The organism is Chloracidobacterium validum (genome assembly GCF_018304825.1).
Classification (GTDB): domain Bacteria; phylum Acidobacteriota; class Blastocatellia; order Chloracidobacteriales; family Chloracidobacteriaceae; genus Chloracidobacterium; species Chloracidobacterium validum.
In genome coordinates, this window is the sequence record NZ_CP072648.1 from 1,177,844 (window position 1) to 1,195,565 (window position 17,722).

14 protein-coding genes are annotated in these 17,722 nt (G+C 59.5%); 6 read left to right on the forward strand and 8 right to left on the reverse strand.

The features are described from left to right. Positions 1 to 368: 368 nt before the first annotated feature. The 3 genes from J8C06_RS04940 to J8C06_RS04950 all read left to right on the forward strand — a co-directional run bounded on the left by J8C06_RS04940 (position 369) and on the right by J8C06_RS04950 (position 3,233). On the forward strand, positions 369 to 773 hold the full coding sequence (locus J8C06_RS04940) for a hypothetical protein (protein ID WP_211429672.1): 405 nt from the start codon (positions 369 to 371) through the stop codon (positions 771 to 773). Between the two features lie 12 nt (positions 774 to 785). Further along, positions 786 to 1,988, forward strand: a complete 1,203-nt coding sequence (lysA, locus tag J8C06_RS04945) for a diaminopimelate decarboxylase (RefSeq protein WP_211429673.1) — start codon at positions 786 to 788, stop codon at positions 1,986 to 1,988. A 75-nt stretch (positions 1,989 to 2,063) separates the two neighbouring features. After that, positions 2,064 to 3,233, forward strand: coding sequence for a VWA domain-containing protein (locus J8C06_RS04950; protein WP_211429674.1), 1,170 nt, complete (start codon positions 2,064 to 2,066; stop codon positions 3,231 to 3,233). Positions 3,234 to 3,260: 27 nt separating this feature from the next. On the opposite strand, the gene J8C06_RS04955 is transcribed toward J8C06_RS04950, so the two are convergent. Then, complete coding sequence (locus J8C06_RS04955) at positions 3,261 to 3,899, reverse strand: carboxypeptidase regulatory-like domain-containing protein (RefSeq protein WP_211429675.1); 639 nt, start codon at positions 3,897 to 3,899, stop codon at positions 3,261 to 3,263. Between J8C06_RS04955 and uppP the strand changes: the two genes are divergently transcribed. Then, complete coding sequence (gene uppP / locus J8C06_RS04960; protein WP_211429676.1) at positions 3,892 to 4,743, forward strand: undecaprenyl-diphosphatase UppP; 852 nt, start codon at positions 3,892 to 3,894, stop codon at positions 4,741 to 4,743. The two genes, J8C06_RS04955 and uppP, sit on opposite strands and share 8 nt — an antisense overlap. A gap of 5 nt (positions 4,744 to 4,748) precedes the next feature. Here the strand turns inward: uppP and J8C06_RS04965 are convergent, their stop codons facing one another. The 5 genes from J8C06_RS04965 to atpD form a co-directional block, all read right to left on the reverse strand. Beyond that, positions 4,749 to 7,022, reverse strand: coding sequence for a transglycosylase SLT domain-containing protein (locus J8C06_RS04965; RefSeq protein WP_211429677.1), 2,274 nt, complete (start codon positions 7,020 to 7,022; stop codon positions 4,749 to 4,751). Between the two features lie 109 nt (positions 7,023 to 7,131). Continuing rightward, complete coding sequence (locus J8C06_RS04970; protein ID WP_211429678.1) at positions 7,132 to 8,898, reverse strand: hypothetical protein; 1,767 nt, start codon at positions 8,896 to 8,898, stop codon at positions 7,132 to 7,134. Between the two features lie 158 nt (positions 8,899 to 9,056). Beyond that, complete coding sequence (locus J8C06_RS04975; RefSeq protein WP_211429679.1) at positions 9,057 to 10,733, reverse strand: ATP-binding protein; 1,677 nt, start codon at positions 10,731 to 10,733, stop codon at positions 9,057 to 9,059. A 136-nt stretch (positions 10,734 to 10,869) separates the two neighbouring features. Further along, complete coding sequence (locus J8C06_RS04980) at positions 10,870 to 11,910, reverse strand: NAD-dependent epimerase/dehydratase family protein (protein ID WP_211429680.1); 1,041 nt, start codon at positions 11,908 to 11,910, stop codon at positions 10,870 to 10,872. An 86-nt stretch (positions 11,911 to 11,996) separates the two neighbouring features. Continuing rightward, a complete protein-coding gene (gene atpD, locus J8C06_RS04985; RefSeq protein ID WP_211429681.1) occupies positions 11,997 to 13,448 on the reverse strand; it encodes a F0F1 ATP synthase subunit beta in 1,452 nt (483 codons plus the stop codon). A 365-nt stretch (positions 13,449 to 13,813) separates the two neighbouring features. Here atpD and J8C06_RS04990 point away from each other — a divergent pair, with 365 nt between their 5' ends. Beyond that, the gene (locus J8C06_RS04990; RefSeq protein WP_211429682.1) at positions 13,814 to 15,238 is read left to right on the forward strand and encodes a tetratricopeptide repeat protein; all 1,425 of its coding nucleotides are present in this window, start codon (positions 13,814 to 13,816) and stop codon (positions 15,236 to 15,238) included. A 39-nt stretch (positions 15,239 to 15,277) separates the two neighbouring features. Then, entirely contained in the window at positions 15,278 to 15,736 is a 459-nt protein-coding gene (locus J8C06_RS04995; protein WP_211429683.1) for a Fe(2+)-trafficking protein, read from the forward strand. On the opposite strand, the gene J8C06_RS05000 is transcribed toward J8C06_RS04995, so the two are convergent. After that, complete coding sequence (locus J8C06_RS05000) at positions 15,720 to 17,072, reverse strand: 3-deoxy-D-manno-octulosonic acid transferase (RefSeq protein ID WP_211429684.1); 1,353 nt, start codon at positions 17,070 to 17,072, stop codon at positions 15,720 to 15,722. The genes J8C06_RS04995 and J8C06_RS05000 overlap by 17 nt on opposite strands. A 66-nt stretch (positions 17,073 to 17,138) precedes the next feature. After that, the gene (efp, locus tag J8C06_RS05005; RefSeq protein WP_211429685.1) at positions 17,139 to 17,696 is read right to left on the reverse strand and encodes an elongation factor P; all 558 of its coding nucleotides are present in this window, start codon (positions 17,694 to 17,696) and stop codon (positions 17,139 to 17,141) included. Positions 17,697 to 17,722 lie beyond the last annotated feature (26 nt).

Below are 17,722 nucleotides of genomic sequence, written 5' to 3' on the forward strand. Positions count from 1 at the left end.
ACTTGACAAGAAAAATACCGTCGCCAACGGGGGAGGCAACTGGCTGAGATGCAACCTAGCCCAAAGTATTCGCACTCGGCCGGGCATGGTCAAGGCAAGTGTACGCCCACAAACGTAGTCAGCCGTTGGCTCAAGATGGTGTAATCCCACAAGATGGTGTAATCCCAGAAGCGCGCTTCAAAAAACGTGGATGCATAGCCTCTTAGACTGGCCGAAAGACGCGCTCCCGCTAGGCATCGGGTTGGCTGATTGGTATGATGCCGCGCAACCGTCGGCAGACCCCGAAAAAGTACAGCAATGCGGCCGTGTCCTGGTGTGCGTTGCGCGGCCGCCAATGACGACGTTATCACCTTGAGGAGAAATTTGGCATGGGCGGATATTTCGTTCTGCGTCGTCCGACGCGCTCCACTGAACGCGGTGAAGGACAGGGACAACTCATTGCCGTTTTGAGTGTCGTGGCCATTGTTGGCTTCATCATTTTCAAAACCTTGCCGGTTTATTGGCGCGAGCAGAATGTCAAGAATGAAATCACCGATATGGCACGCAAGTTTGCCATCGGGGCAAAAGGGTTTGTTACTGAGAAAGAACTGGAGTCCCAGTGGTCGAAGATTAGCAACGAGTTCAACGTCCCGGAGGAAGCCAAGTTTACGGCGACCCGCCAGGGAGGCAAAGTTGTGCTCAAGGTCCAATACACCGAGCCGATCAACTTCCTGGTCTATACCTACGATTGGGAGGTCAACGCCGAAGTGTCTGACTCGATAGGTCGCTACTGAGCAGACCTCGCCATGACGATGCTGCTTGACTATCAAAACCGACGCTTGCGCTTTGGTCTTGACGGAAAGGTTTGCTTGGCTGAGTTTGTCAGTGCGCGCGAAGAGCCATGCTACCTGTACGACCTGCGGCACTTCACCCAGCGCTACCGGCACTTTCAGGAAACCTTCGCCGACCTTCCGCACATGATTCACTATGCGGTCAAGGCCAATGCCCATCCAACGTTCTTGCGCCGGGTCGTTGAGCTGGGCGGTGGCGCGGATGTTGTTTCCGGCGGCGAATTGCAGCGCGCGCTTGAAGCCGGCGTGCCGCCGGAGCGAATCATTTTCTCAGGCGTTGGAAAGTCGCATGCCGAGCTGCGGCTGGCAATTTCGCTTGGCATCAAGCAGATCAACATCGAATCGGTTGGTGAGCTGCGCCGCATCATCGCGCTGGCGGAAACACTTGACCGCCCGGCCAGGGTTGCCTTTCGGTTCAATCCCTCGGTGGATGCTGAAACGCACCCATACATCGCCACGGGTTTTCGGAGTCACAAGTTTGGCATTGACGCCGAAGCCGTCATGGCGTGCCTCGCGCTGGCGGCGGAAGCGCGTCAGTGGGTACGCATCGTTGGTATCTCGCTGCATATCGGTTCTCAAATCCTTGACGTGGGCAACTTCGCCGAAGCGTTGCGCAACACGCGCCCTTTGGCGGCGGCGCTGCGCGAGCAGGGCTTTCCGCTATCCACGCTGGATGTCGGCGGCGGGTTTGGCATCCATTACGACACTGGCGATGAGTCCCGTGAACTGACTAATTTTGCCCATTACACAGAAGTCATTCGGCAAGGCACACAGGGCTTGGCTGATGAGATTCTCTTCGAGCCAGGACGATTTCTCGTTGCCCGCTGTGGTGTTTTGCTGGCGCGGGTCGAATACGTCAAGACAACGCCCTACAAAACATTCGTGATTGTCAACACCGGCATGCACCATCTCATTCGTCCGGCGTTGTATCAAGCAAGGCATCGTATCCTGCCGGTCGTGCTTCACAGTGAGCGGGTAAGCCGGGTGGATGTCGTCGGCCCGCTTTGCGAGTCGTCGGACTTCCTGGCTCAGGACATCGAGCTTCCTGAAGTCCACGAAGGGGACTGGCTGGCAATTGCTGATGCCGGCGCTTACGCCCGCAGCATGGCCAGTGAGTACAACTTACATCCATTTCCCGATGAGCAGTTCATTGCTTGAATCCTGGTTGGCTGTGATTCGGGTCACGCCAGGCAAGTTGTGGGGCGTGGTGAAGGTCGGGAGGGGCAGTTGACTATGGTTCAAGTTCGGAAGCTGGGGTGGGTCGTTGGAGCCATCGTGCTTTTGCTGGTTGGGGTGGTTGGCGTTCCGACGGCGGCGCAGAGTGGGCGGAAGCGTGAGTCTCCGCCGCGGCAGTATGAGCCGCCCAGGCCCGTCCCGGAGCAGAAACCTGAATCTGATAAGGTTCCTTCACCCTCTCAACCACCGCGGCCGCGGCTGGCGCCGGCTGACGCGAACCGCATCCCCGATGCGCCAGACGGCGCGGCCCAGGAAGATGACTCGCAAGAAGACATCCTCACCATCAAAACCCAGCTCGTATCGGTGCCGTTTGCCGTCACGGATCGACGCAACCGGTACATCAATGACCTGACGGCACAGGACATCCAAGTGCTGGAGAATGGCAAGCCACAGGAAATTTTTTCATTCGCCCGTGAGAACGATTTGCCGCTGACCTTTGCGTTGATATTCGACATCAGCGGCAGCCAGCAGTACAGCATTGCCGAGCAGCGCGCGGCGGCCCAAACGTTTCTGCGCCAAATCCTGCGCCCGGAAAAGGACCTCGCCGGGGTTGTCACCTTTCGCCGCGACATCGAGCTACGGCAAAAGCTTACCAACAACCTTTCGGCGCTTGAACGGGCCATTGATGATGTCCGGTTCGAGTCTGGCGGGTATATCCCTGGCGGCACGCCGCCGATTGACCCGTCCATTACCGGCACGAGTCTGTTTGATGCGGTCTATGTCGTCTCTGGCGAAATGCTGACGCGCGAAGCCGGGCGGCGGGTCATCATTTTGCTGACCGACGGCGAAGACACCACCAGCCGTTACCGACTCAGCGATGCCATTGACATGGCCTTACGCTCGGATGTGCAGGTCTATGCGGTTGGCATTCCCGGCGGCGTCCCGAATGGCTTTGGCGGGGTTTCCATTACGGGACTCGATCGGCGGACGCTCGAACGACTGTGTGAGTCCACAGGTGGGCGGGCGTTCTTTCCACGTAGTCCGTCTGACTACGTGACGGCGTTTCGACAGATCGAGACGGATTTGCGCCAGCAATACATTGTGGCGTACAGCCCGGCCGACCCGACCCGGGATGGTAGCTTTCGGACGATTGCCGTGAAAATTATCCGTCCCGGTGAGGCCAAAGACTGGCGAGTGTTTGCCCGGAAGGGGTACTACGCGAAATAGGCTTGCCCGTAAACCACTGATTTCGACTTAGTTGCGGATGACATACCGGATTGAGCCGTCTTCCTTGTCAAGCAGTGAGGATTGATACCGAATCCGCTTGACGCGGTCTGGACGGTGGGGCATCCGTGGTGGTAGGTTGACGACAAGCTCAACCGTTGGCCAGGTGTGAACGGTCACATCCGTGACCTCAACCGTCGTGAAGTCTGGGTGCGTGAACCGAACGCGGTACGTGCCCTCCGGTACGCCCACGTGCATGCCAAGTCCCTGACGGTCGGTATCGAAAGCCAGTCCAGGGCCGGACCTGGCAGGGTACAGTTCGACGTTGACACCTGCAATCGGACGCGCACCGAGGGGCTTCGCGCCTTCCGTGTGAACGCTCACGCGGAGTCGCCCACAGCAGCGCGACTGTCCGGCGGATGCCACCGCCGACAGCACCGGCATTACCGCTCCTTCGGTGAAGATGCCGGACACAACCAAACTGACGACAGCCAAAGCCAGGCCGCCACTGCGTCGTATCCAGTCTCCCAGAACCGGCGCGCTCGTAAGCGTCCTGGTAAGAAAGCGCGTGCTTCGTCGGGCGTCGTGCAGTAGCATCGCCGACTTGGCGTGTCGCACCGGCCGCGCCGAGCACTCCTGACAACCATTGGTGACGTTCTCGATGTCCATTTTACAGGCGATTCTCCTCGGCATTGTCCAAGGATTGACAGAGTTTTTGCCCATTAGCAGCACGGCACACTTGATTTTAGCCAGTAAACTACTTCAGCTCGATCAAAAGCTGACGCCGGAGCAACTGACCGGCTTTGTCGCCGTGATTCAGTTGGGCACGGTCATTGCCCTGATTGTGTACTTTTTCCCTGACCTATGGAACATCACACGCGGATTTCTGGCTGATAATCTCGCCTGGATGCAGGGCACTGGCAAGCTTGGCGAACCAGCGCGTCTTGGTTGGCTGATTGTGATTGGCTCGATTCCGGTGGTGGTTTTTGGATTTGGCTTCAAGAAGATCATCGAGGGGGTACTGACAAAAAATCTTTACGTCATTGCCGGGGCGCTGGTTGGGCTGGCGCTCCTGTTGACTGTGGCCGAAGTCGTCGGTTCGCGTCGGCTCAAGCTGGCTGACCTGACGTGGTTTCATGCCCTCATCATCGGCTTTGGTCAGTCGGTGGCGTTGATTCCAGGGGCGTCGCGGTCTGGCACGACCATCACCGCCGGTTTGCTGCTCGGTCTTGACCGCGCCACCGCCGCGCGTTTTTCATTTCTCCTGTGCGTGCCCGCGCTGACGGGGGCCGGACTACTCCAGTTCGTCAGGGAAGTGAAGGACTTTGACACGTCAATGCTTTTGGCCACGGCGATTGCCACCGTTGTGTCGGGCATCACGGGCTACGCCGCGATTGCTTTTTTGCTGTACTTTCTCAAAACACATAGCTTGTTTGTGTTCGTGGCCTATCGGCTCATCCTTGGGGGGCTGATTTTTCTGCTGCTGGCGACCAACCGTATTGCCCCGGTTTGACGTTCCTAATCTTGAGCGGCGGTCGGCTCACCGCGGCGGTCATTGCCGTAAAGCCGCCGGTAATGCGCGGCATTGCGCGTGACGCCCTGCACATACAGCCGCGTTTCCGTAATGGGAATGGCGTCAATCCATACATCAAGCTCATCGGTGGGTAAGGTTTTGAGCCAGTTGACGACGCGCCCCGGACCGGCATTGTAGGCCGCAAAGGCGTATTCATAGCGTCCAAACTGGCGGCGCATGTCCGACAGGTAGCTCGTTCCCAGCACGATGTTGAGCTGGGGATTGTAAAGCTGTTCGGCCGTGATCGGTCCGGCGCCCTTTTTGTTGGCGACCAGTCGTCCGGTGGAGGGCAGCAACTGCATCAAGCCAATGGCATTGGCGCGGGAGCGGGCATTGGCGTCAAACACCGACTCCTGGCGAATGAGTCCGGCGACGATGAACGGGTCAAGTCCGTTGGCTTTGGCTTCACGCTGAATGGTTTCCCACTCACGGAGCGGAAAAAAGATTTCCCATTCCTCGCGGCTGATTTCATCCCCCTGGTAAGCCAGGTAATCCGGGTGGGCGCGTTGCAACGCCTGCACCGCCCGATTGGGTTGCCCAAGGTCACGGTACACACGCGCAATTTCGAGGGCTACCTTGGGCGATGTGGGAGCGGTTTGCCGCGCGGCCTCCATTTCGTTCAAGGAAAGCTCCATCAAGCCAATGATGCGCAGTTGGGATGCCCGCTCCAGCCAGGCATCACCTTCCGGTCCAATGCTTTCAGGCAGTGGTTGGGCCGGTGGAAGACCCGCCACGGCGCGCATCACCGGATGCTGCGCCGGCAGTTGCGCCGGCGGGACGGCGCGCAGGACACGGAGGCGTTCAGCGGCTTGCTGTCCGTAGTAGCCATAGCGATACCGCCGAACGATGGCTTCGTAAAGTGGCTTGGCTTCGGCGCTGCGTCCGGTGCGTTCGAGATTGCGCGCGCACCAGTAGGCAGACATGCCTTTGTAATCCGAGGACGGGAACAGGGCGACGTGCTCCAGGAGCAACGGCACCGCTGCCGCGTATGCCCCCTGCTGGTGGGGCGTCCACGCCCGCTTGAAGTGCCAGCGCTGGCCGGCTTTGCGTTCTGGATACTGCCGAACGAGCTGGTCGTAGTAGCTTTCACCACCCCGTTTTTCGGCCCACTGAGCCAGGTTTTCGAGCGCCTCGCCGGCGCGTGGTGACGTTGGGTAAAGCTTCAGCAGCCGTTGGACCGTGGTTGGGTAGTTGGCGCTGCCACCGCGCCGCTGGGCTTCGGCCAGGTAAAACAGCGCCTCGGCGTGGCGCGACGGGTCTGCGGTGCCAACACCGGCCAACTGGGTAGCGGCTTGGGCGAACTTCTGGGCAAAGTAAAGACTCACCCCATATCGAAAGCGGGCTTCATCGCTTTGCAGGGCGTTGGGATCAAGGGTAGCCAGTTGGGTGAAATCTTCGGCGGCGGCGGCATACTGTTTGACTTCATAGAACCGATTGGCGCGCCGCCGCAGCCCGGCCGCATCCGTGACCCGAAGCGCGGCGGCTGCCTCCAGCGGGTCGGGGAAGAGCGCCTGCTGGGCATTTTTGACTTCATCGCGGCTCAGGCTATCGGGCGCTTCAGTGATGATGCGTCGCCAGGTTCGGCTCGCGTCGTCCAGTTGTCCGGCGCTGTGGTAAGCCAGTGTCAAGATGGCCAGGGCGTTTCCATCGCCGGTATCGAGCAGGGGCTTCAAGATACGCTGAACGCCGGCCAGGTCGCGCCGCACGGCCGCCGCGCGTCCGGCCTGAAGGGTAGCCTCGCGGGCAAATAGCGATTGTGGGTACTTGATGGCGACTTGAGCCAGGGTTGCCTGGGCCGCCTCGAACTTGCCGCTGTCGAATTGGGCTTTGCCCAGGTAATACAGTGCATAGTCACCCAGCCGGCTGAAATCACCGATGAGGGATGTATCGAGCAGGCTGGCGGCCGTGGCGTAATTGCGTCCCTGGTAGCTGTCATAACCGCGCCGGAATCGGGCGAGCGCTGCGACTTCAGAGTTTGGATAGCGCCGCTCAAAGTTGGCGAGCACCCCTTCGGCGGGTTGGTTGCCGGCCCGCGCTACGGCTTGCCGGAGTTCGGTGAGGGCTGCGGTCTTTTCTGAGGGAGGTGCGGCCTGGAGGCAGTACCGCGTCGTGAAGATGCCGCCCAGTGCCAACCCAAAAATGAGCAACGGGAAACCAACGCCAGCGAGCAACCGCGCGTGGCGGGTGTGGATCCAGTGCGAGAGAGACGATACGTTCATGGAAGTGGTGCCATTAGAAAAGACAGTAGAAAAAAATGGACGAGCCGTCCGTTGCGCTCGTCCACATCACTGGCGATCTTTTGGATGCTCGTGCCAGGTTTAGCGTGGCTTACTCTAGCTGAACCAGTATCGGCCCAGGGCAGTCAGCGCCCAATCGAGATGAATCACCTTCCGCCAGCGAGGAAACAAGCTCATCGTAGAAGTAATCATACTTCGCCGCCACAATCGGGTTGACGCGCTTGTCATACATCTGCCGTGACCGGTCAATGTCCTCTTTCAGCCGATCATACAAGTCACGGTTGGTGCGGCCTTCGATGACTTTGGCTTCATTGTAGAGTTTGATTTCCGAGACAAGCAGTCGCGCGAAGCGGCGGGCGTCATTATGCGCTTTGGTTTCTTCCTCGGTGGAAGGCTTGGGCGGCCCAGCCGGCATGCTGACGGCCACTGGCGGCGCAGGCGGCGAGGCTGTTTGGCTGAGCGGTCCGACCTGAAATACGCCGTTACTCGGTGGCGCGGTGGGTGTTTCCGTCCCCATCGGGTCAAAGGACGGTGGCATCGAGGGCGGTGGCGGCCCACCTGGTTCCGCGCTGTCAGCCGGTGTGGTGTACTCCGAAGTTGCCGGTGGATTGATACCCGATGTGAAGTCAAAGCCGGTTGGCTCCGAAATCGTTGGTCCAGGCGGCACGACTGGGGGAAGCTGCACTGGCTCGAAGCTTGGTTCGCGGACTGAGGTCTCGGAGTCACTTGGCTCTGGGCGGAATGGTGTGAAGCTCACCTGCTCACCTTCTTGAGCTGGTGGCAAAGTTGCTACGTTTTCACCGAATGGTGGCGCAACTGGTGGTTCCGCTGAATACGTCTCCGATACGGCAGCTTCTCCATTGACGGGTGACTCAGCCTGGGCCGTGCTCTCGGTTTCAGCCTTCGGTTCATCCGCGGGCGGCTCGGGGGCGCTCACCGTTGGCGGCGTCGCACTGTCCGGTGCAGCCTTGGCTTCATCATCTGCCTTGGCTGCCACCTCGGTTTGAGTTTCCGCCTTGGTCTCCTCCGTCGTGGTGACGGTCGGTGGGGGAGGGGGTTCCGCGGCTGGCGGATCCATGGTTTTGGTGGTGCGATCCGGTGGGGCAAGCGTGGTGGTGGCAAGGCGGTTGCGGGCATTGAGGAGTTCGACGGTCAAGCCGGCCACGTTGACGAGGATCTGGAGCGGGGCCAGCGTGATGCTGGCGACCGGCTGCTCACCGGTATCGGCATACAGCACCGCGGCAGCCTTGCCCCGCACCATCAAGGGAATGCCGGCCATGGCTTCCGGTACATTACCTATCCGGTCGAGCAACAGTTGGTTTTCACTGTAGGCATAGGGACTGTCCAGGACGGCTGTTTGTTGTTCGACGGCGGCCAGAAGGGTTGTTTGGGCTTGGAGTGGAAGCATCAGCCCGCGCAGGGGAACCCCAGTCGCCTCGAACCCACGCTCGGCCCAGGCGACCACATTCCCCGATTTGACCACGAAGAGTGCGACCCGCGGCGCGTATTCTGCCGTACGCATAACCAGCAGGTTGAGCACATCGGCCTGGGTGTGCTGGCCCTGAAGCTCGACGATGTAATGGTAAAGCGCCTGTAGATCAACGGGTTGGTCAGGGGTTGGCGGTGTATCGTTTGCCGTGGGGGGAGCGGCACTACTCTCGGCGTCCGGTGGCGCAGCCGGTGTCTCGGTTGCCATGGACGCCGGTGAAAGCACGGCAAGGTGCGACAGGGCACGCTCCGCGAAGTCGGCAATGGCCGCGTCATGGCTAACCGCCGCCAAGCGCGCCGCCGACTGCGAAAGCAACTGCGTGAAGGACTGCTCGACCTGGTGGTGCATCCGGGCAATCTCAGATTCCATCTTGCCCAGTTCCGCGCGGACAATAGCCTCAACTTCTGCGCGCCAGCTTGCCTTTAAGTGTTCGTATGACACGGGTTCCTCTCCACTCAATGAGATACCTGGTGCCTGTTTGAATCAATCACGGCATCCGAGTTTGGTTGAGATTTCACTGCTGCCAACTATGCTTGGCCCGTAACCTTCAAGCCATCGGGAGGTGGCGACAGTGGTAAGTGAATCGTAAAGGTCGTTCCTTCTCCAAGTGTGCTTTGGCAGGCAATATCGCCATCGTGGCCTTCGATGATCCGCCGACAGATGCCTAGACCAAGCCCCGTTCCTTCGCTGCCCTTGGTCGTAAAAAAAGGTTCCCAAATACGTTGCAGGTTTTCTGGCGAAATACCGCAGCCTGTATCTGACACCATGATTCTGGCGCTCCCGTCAGCTTCGTCAACCCGCACGGTGAGTTCACCAAGCCTGTCTTTCATCGCTTGCGCCCCATTGCGGAGCAAATTAAGCAGGACTTGCATGATCTTGTCACGGTTGAGGTTGACGAAAGGCGCGGCCGTCGCTTGAAAGTTGGTTCGGCAAATCTTCACCAAGGGGTCATAGCGCGCGAAACTGATGGCCTCTTCGACAATCGGGACAAGCGGCTGAACGGTTTTTTCATAGACTTTGGCTTCTGGGCGCGCAAAGTCACGAATTTCATTCACCATCGCCACCATGCGTTGCTGGGCGTTGAGAATGAGCTGGATGAGCTGACGCTGGCGCTGGTCTTCGGTATCGCTCATCAGGATTTCAGCGGCCGTGAGTGCCGAAAGCTGGTTCTTGAGTTCATGCGCGATGCCACTGGCAAACTGTCCGAGGGTGGCCAGCTTTTCATTATTGATGAGCCGCTCTTGCGTGGCGCGCAACTCCTCGATGAGATGGAGATTTTCGAGGACAAACCCGGCTTGCTGGGTCAGGGCAAGAAAGTACTCTAGCTCCTCATCGCTAAACTGCGTGGTCGCCAGAAGGTTATCTATGTAGCACACGCCCCATACTTTCTGGGTTGAGCTAATCGGGGCGCACATGACCGAGTGAATGGCTTGCTGGATAATGCTCGAGGTTGGCGCGAAGCGCGTGTCAGCCATGGCGTCAAAGCTACGAATGGCAACATTTTGCTCAAAGGCCTGCATGGCAATCGAGAGACTTGGCTGCACCTGGCCTGTTTCAGAGCGAGTCCGCATGACGCGCATTTCGAGCGCACCGGTCGCTGGATCGCGGAGCAGGATGCCACCGCGTTCGGCGGGCAGTGTTTCCATAGTAGCGTCCAGTAAGCATTCCATGAGAGACTGAATGCTGCCGGCCGTCAGCATCTTGCGGTTGAACTCATTGAGCGCCTTGAGGCGATTGAGCGTGAAATCCGTGATGTTTTCCGCGCTATCGAGGAGCGATGTGTTGAGAAAGCGTGAGCGCGGGCTGGCGATGACTGTCGTCAGGCGGTCGGTTGTGCGTTGCTCCTCATCCGTTTGGACCATGCCATTGCTGTCTGGCGAGATGGGATGCGTCTCAAAGAGCAGCGTTACCGGGGCAACGTCGCCAAGCTGAAACTGGTCGCCAGACTGAAGCACATGACTCGTGATGCGCTCGCCATTGAGCAGGATGCCGCCTGTGCTTTGGTTGTCACGCAGAATGAACTGCCCATCTTGATAAATGATTTCGGCATGGCGCCGGGATACGTATGAGTTGTTGATCTGGAGATCATTGGTGCGCAGTCGGCCAATGCTAAACACCGTGCGATTGATGCGCACGGTTCGTTGAAATCCCTGGCTATCGAGGTAGCTCAACGTGGCATAGATGGCGACTGGGACTTCTGGCATAGCTACTAAAACTGCGTGCTGCGCAGCTTGACAAACATAGAGTGTGACAAAAATGAAACCGGTGGTTGATTGGTGGTGTAGTGTAACACAGCCAACAAAAACACATCCATGCCCTGTACGGGATGCTCATTGACTATCACGACTCGGTCAGTGGCGGCCGCGCTGGTCGTGGGCGTCGTCGCCGGGCAACTGGTTCCGCTTCATCAGTTTCGGCAGTGATGGGGAGTCGTCGGCGAATCGAGCGAAGGGCTTTATGGAGCGAGAACCGTGGCTTGAAGCCAAATGTTTCACGGAACTTGCTCCCATCAATCACGCACGGAAACATCAGGAAGTCATACTGTGGCGTTGGAAATGGCAGCACGCCGACCGTCCAGCCAAGTTTCATCAGCGGCGCGGCCATTTGGTAAATCACCGGAATAGCCAGTCCACCGGCTTCCTGGATGGCGGCTGAAAGGGGCAGCTCGCCCGGACCCGTGACGTTGTACACCCCACTTCGCTTCTGCTCCAGGACCAACAGCAACGCCTGAACCATGTCGCGCTCGTCAATTACCTGAATCATCGGATCGTAGCCCAGCGGCACAGGCACGACCCCAAACCGGAGGTAGGTCGTCAAAAAGTTTTGAACGTGCGGGCCGACGATATGGCACGGACGAAGCAGCGTTGTCGTTGTGGACTGTGACCGATGCATCCAGGAGCGGCAATAGGTGTCAAACTCGACCTTGTCGCCCATATCAGCGTAGCGCTGGATGGCCTTGAGCGGGTAGTCCTCAGTCAGAAACGTTGGATTCGTCGGGTCGGCGCCATAAACATCGGCGCTGCTGAGCAGAACGACTTGTGGGATGCCCTGCCGCTCACAGCACGCCAGAAGCCGCATCGTAGCAATGACGTTGACCGTATGCCGAACGGCCATGGGCAACCGCGCGTCGTTGGCGACCGCCAAGTGAATGACGGCGTCAAAACGTTCGTTGCGAAAAAGGTTTTCCAGCGATTTCTTGCGAATATCGAGTTGGCGATAGGTAATATCACGGCGAATGGGCAGTTGCGGCGGCCGTCGCCCAATGCCGACGACTTCCCAATCCAGTGGAATGGCCGAAGCCAGTTGGGTGGCCAGCCCACCGGCAATCCCGGTGATGAGCAAGCGTTTGCGATGAGGCGGCGAAGTGGCTTTTTTAGCCATGGCAGGGAATCAGCGGTCAGGGACGGTGAACATCCACAAGCGAATGTTCACCGCGTAACCAGGCGTTGGCAGGCGGCAGGACGGCCTCACTGGGCCATCTGCTTGGCGTTCTCGATGGCGTCTTCGATGGCGCCGCACATATAAAACGCCTGTTCTGGCAAATCGTCATGCTTGCCTTCTAAAATCGCCTTGAAGCTCCGAATGGTGTCTGCCACCTTGACGTACTTACCCTTGCGTCCCGTGAACTGTTCAGCCACGTGGAACGGCTGCGACAGGAACTTTTGAATTTTGCGCGCGCGCGCCACCGTCAGCTTGTCGTCTTCGGAAAGCTCATCAATGCCTAAAATGGCAATGATGTCTTGAAGCTCTTTGTAGCGTTGCAGTGTTCGCTTGACGCCTTCGGCAACCTCGTAGTGTTCCTGCCCGACAATTTGCGGGTCGAGAATCCGCGAGGTCGAGTCGAGTGGGTCCACCGCCGGGAAAATCCCCAGTTCCGCAATCTGGCGCGAAAGCACGGTTTTGGCGTCCAGGTGGGCAAAGGTCGTGGCCGGTGCGGGGTCGGTCAAGTCATCGGCTGGAACGTAAATGGCCTGCACTGACGTAATCGAGCCGGTTTTGGTGGACGTGATGCGCTCCTGCATCTCGCCCATTTCGGTGGCCAGCGTCGGTTGGTAGCCCACCGCCGACGGCATGCGTCCAAGCAGTGCCGAGACCTCTGAACCGGCCTGCGTGAAGCGGAAGACATTGTCCACGAAGAACAACACGTCTTGATTCATTTCATCGCGGAAGTATTCGGCGACCGACAGCCCTGAGAGCGCCACGCGCGCGCGCGCGCCGGGCGGTTCGGTCATCTGTCCATAAACCAGCGCGATCTTGGATTCTTCGAGGTTATCCATGCGGATGACGCCACCCTCTTGCATTTCAACCCATAGGTCATTGCCTTCGCGTGTCCGCTCGCCAACGCCGGCAAAGACTGAATAGCCACCGTGTCCCATGGCGACGTTGTTGATGAGTTCCATGATCGTCACGGTCTTGCCGACGCCCGCGCCACCGAAAAGCCCGATCTTGCCGCCTTTGAGAAAGGGCTGAATCAGATCAATCACTTTGATACCAGTTTCGAGCATCTCGGCTTCCGTGGATTGCTGCTCGAACGACGGTGCCGGGCGGTGAATCGGATAGCGTTTTTCACACTTGACCGGACCCATTTCATCAACGGGTTCGCCTAGGACGTTCATCACCCGCCCTAGTGTGCCCTTCCCCACCGGGACGCTAATCTGCGTGCCAAGGTCGTAAACCTTCATGCCCCGTACCATGCCTTCGGTGGGCAGCATGGCAACCGTCCGCACCAGGCCATCGCCGAGATGGCGTTGCACCTCGACGACGACATCAATTGGCTGGGCTACGTCAAACCCTTCACTGGTGACCCGTAGCGCTTGATACATTGGCGGCAAGAAGCCATCGCTGAACGCGACATCAACAACTGGGCCAATAACTTGAACAACTTTGCCCGTAACCGGGGCGGGAGCAGGTGCGCTCATTGTCGTGATTGTTCCTCCAAAGTGGTCAGGCCGCTTACCAAAGCGGCAGTGACCTGAATCAATGTGCTTCACGTTGTTACTGACGCTACCACAGTGGTGCTCTGACTGACCACTCGGCGCGGACGGAATCGGCTCAACCAAGGAAACCACGTGGAATGGGTGGTTGGTTGCGGTTGTACTCATTAGTGAGTTGCAATCAACATCATCATGGCGCAAGCTAGTAGCCGGGTCCTTTAGCGCGTTATCCTCTGACGCGCGTGGGTTCTGCGGCTGGTCTGGCTGCGTCTGACCAGCGGCCAACTTCGAGTAGGGACGAGCGAGGGGGGAAATGTCTTTCTCGGAACTTGAGGATGCTCGCCTCCGCCATGGCAGACCGAACTGTGACAACCGCGCTTGACCGGGCTTCAGTGCGTCATCTGGCGCGCTCGCCTGAAATCCAACTACAAAACTTGTTGCGCCACGGTCGGCAGCTCTGGGAGCTGGGCGAACTCGACGCTGCCCGCGAGGCATTCCGGCAGGCGCTCAAGTGCGATGCCGAGTCGGCCGTGACCTACCAGTGGTTAGGTCTGGTGCTGCGTGACTTGGGCGAGCTGCGCGAAGCCGTCCGTATGTGGCGCACGGCCGAGACGCTGGCGCCGAGTGATCCGCAAATCCTGCTCAATCTTGGCGTTGGGTTATTTGAGCTGGGGAGGTTCTTCATCGCCAATCGAACCGACGAACCACTCCAACTGCTCCGCCGGGCGGTTGAATGCGCGCCGTCGCCGTATGGCAAGGCGTGGTTTAGTCTTGGAAATGTCTGTTACGTCCACGGTGACTACGCCGCCGCGCGGGATGCGTATCAGACGGCGCTGGCTGCCGAGCCGGGGTTGGGGGTGGCGTATCGGAATCTGGGGAATGCGCTTTTCCGGCTTGGCGAGCCGGCGGCGGCGCTCGATGCCTATCGCCAGGCGCTGGCGACCGGCGATGCCCAAGTTGCCACCTACCACAATTTGGGCCTGGCTGCGCTGAGCCTGCGCGATGCTGAAACGGCCGAGACGGCATTTCAGACTGCCGTTGCCATGCGTCCAACCGATGGCGAAAGTTGGTTGGGGCTAGGTAACGCCAAGGCGCTTCAGGGCGATTTTCCGGCGGCGCAGGCGGCCTTTGCGGAAGCCCTGTCCAGTCGTGGCGGGCAGTATGGCGAAGCCGCGCTGGAGTTGGGTAAGTCGTCTTTGGTGATGGGGCAAGCGCAAGCGGCCGTGGAGGTGCTCGCGCGTCACTTGACCGAGTCGCCGCTGCCAGGTCTCTACATTGGTTTGAGCCGCGCCTATGTCAAACTGGGTCAGTTGGCGGAAGCCGCCCGGACGCTGCGGGCCTTTGTCACGACGCCGGGTGGGAATACGGCGCAGGGCTACTACGAGTTGGGGCTTGTTCTGGCGCAGTGCGAGCCGCCACATGCCGCTGAACTGGCTTTTCGGACGGCCATCGAAAAGCGCAATGGGGTTTATCCCGAAGCCTGGCACCGCCTGGGGCGCGCCCTGATGCGCCAGAATAAGCCCCTGTTGGCCGTCGAGGCTTTCCAGCAGGCGATTGCGCAGCGGCCGGACTTCGCTGAGGCGCTCAAAGACCTGGGGCAGGCGCTCTATCGTTCGAGCGACCTGCATGCCGCCGACGCTGCCCTCAATGCGGCCCTTCGCGTCGAGCGGACGACCGGGCAGCTCAACGTACAAGCCGTGTGGCAAATCGAGCCGGAGCTTTTGTCTGGATTGCGTCAGGCAGCGTGCCTGTACGACTTGCCGCCGAGTCCGTAAGCTGGTGACACCCATCTTCTCGTTTTTTGTGAGTCGCTTATGCTTGATACCCTCTGTGTCGCTTTGAAAGGCACGCCGCGCGTCGTAATCCAGACCCTCAAGCAACAAGGTCCACTGACGCCAGCGCAACTTGTGGCTGAGACCGGGCATCCCGAAAAGTCGGTCAAGCTGGCGCTTGGGGAGCTTGAAAAGGCGCGCCTGGTCAAGCGCGACGGCGAGACTTATGCCTATGCGTGCCGGGATGAAATGGCGCCGATGAGTCGGGTTCCCTTCAATACCGAACTTGGGCGCAAGGTGCATGCTACCGCTTGCGCGGAATGCTGGAAAAAATGGCAAGCCCAGCAGCTTGTGCTGATGAATCACTTTGGCCTGAACCCGCTTGATCCGCAGGCGCAGAAGTTTTTGTTTGGCGCGATGGAGTCGTTTTTCTTTGGCGACGGCACGCCACCGATGATGGTTGACACGACGCTACAAGGCAAAATCAGCCATCTTGAGTAAGACTAAGGGCCGGAAGACGAGGAAAGACATGCGCTTCCAGGGCGTCCATCGCCGCCGCGACGGCGCCCGTCTCGGCGCTCCAGACTGACCGGGCGCGCTGCGCCAAGTCAGCGGCGCGCGCCGGTGTGGTCAGCAACGTCTCAACGGCCAGCGCCAGCGCCGACTGGAGGCGGTCGGCTGGACCTGGGGCAAGTTGCCAAATCGCGTTGGCCGCCTGGAAGCGGGCAATGATCGCTCGAAAGTTCTCCGTATGTGGTCCGGTCACGATTGGGCGACCTTCGGCAGCCGGTTCAAGGATATTGTGCCCGCCGCGCGGAACGAGACTCCCACCGACAAAGGCAACGTCCGCCCAGCGATAGGCGGCAGCAAGTTCGCCGATGGTATCGAGCACGATGATATCCGCCTGGAGGTCATCCGCCTGCGGTTGGCTTCGCCGCGCAACTCGCCACCCGCGATTTTGCAGGCTGCGCGCGACACCGGCAAAGCGTTCTGGGTGGCGTGGCGCGACGAGTAGGCGACAGGTGGTCAGGCGCTCCCTCTGCCGAAGTTGAGCAAAGACCCCGGCCAGAAGTGGTTCTTCGCCTTCGACGGTGCTCCCAGCGACAATACAGGGGCGCCCGTCGCCCAGGCCGTACTGCTGTTGGATGGATTGAGCGATGCGATCGCGGCGGGCGCGTTCGGTGGCGTCCGGCGGGGCATACTTCAAGTTGCCGGTGGTCAGCACTCGCGTGGCGGGTGCGCCAAGCGCGCGGATGCGGTCGGCATCTTCCGCAGACTGCATCAAGCAGAGCGCGAAGTGGCCCAGAAGATCGCCCATGCTTGAACCCAGCCGACGATACCGCCCAAATGAGCGATCAGACAGTCTTCCATTAGCCAAGACGACCGCAATGTGGCGGCGCGCGCAAGCTCGCAGGAAGTTGGGCCAGATTTCTGTTTCAAGGATAATGACGAGGGTTGGGTTGAGGCGCTGGAGCGCACGCTCCATGACCCAAGGCAAGTCCAGCGGAAAGTGAATGTGGGCATCCATCCAGGCAAGCTGCTCACGGGCGCGCGCTTGTCCGGCGTCGGTGGTCGTTGAAATGGCAAAGCGAGTTGCTGGAAACCGCTCCCGCAGCGCCTGCGCCAAGGGCTGACCGGCAAGGACTTCGCCAACCGAAACGCAGTGAAACCAAATGGTCGGGGCCGGCAGGGATGGGAGTCGGTAGGCGAATCGCTCGTGCAGGCTGCGCCAACTCATCCGCCGCCGGAGCGCGCGCAACCCGTAGTAGCTCAACCACAGCGGCGCGCTTGCTCCGAGCGCCAGATTGTAAAGCCAGAAGGGAAAACGTGAAAACACGCCAGAATCGAGTCCCGTGGGCGCCGCGCCGGCACCCAACCGCCGGACGTGAGGCTTGCGGATGAACTACTTGGCGCGCTCGATGTACTTGCCTTCGCTGGTGTCCACCCGGATGACGTCGCCTTCCCGGATGAAGCCGGGCACGTTGATTTGCAGACCCGTCTCAAGCTTGGCCGGCTTGCTGGTTCCGGTCACGGTCGCGCCCTTGAGTTCCGGCTCGGTTTCAACCACCTTCAGCTCGACGACCGCCGGAAGTTGAATGGCGACCGGCTGCCCCTCGTAAACCTCGACTTGAAGCGTCATGTCTGCCGTCAGGTAATTGAGTGTGTCGCCCAGGATTTCTTCATCCAACCCAATCTGTTCATAGGTTGTGATGTCCATGAAGTAGTGGGTCGGGCCTTCCTGGTAGAGATACTGCATTTCGTGCTGTTCGAGGGTGGCGCGCTCAACGTCTTCGGTGGCGCTGAAGCGGTGCTCAAAGGTTGTCCCGGTGATGATGTTCTTGAGCTTGGTCTGCATCATCGCCCGCAGGTTGCCCGGCGTGTGGTGGCGGCATTCGAGAACGCGATGGGGTTGCTTGTCAAACAAAACAATCATGCCACGCCGAATCTGATTAGCTCGCATGACGTAAAAACTCCTTGCTGCATGAG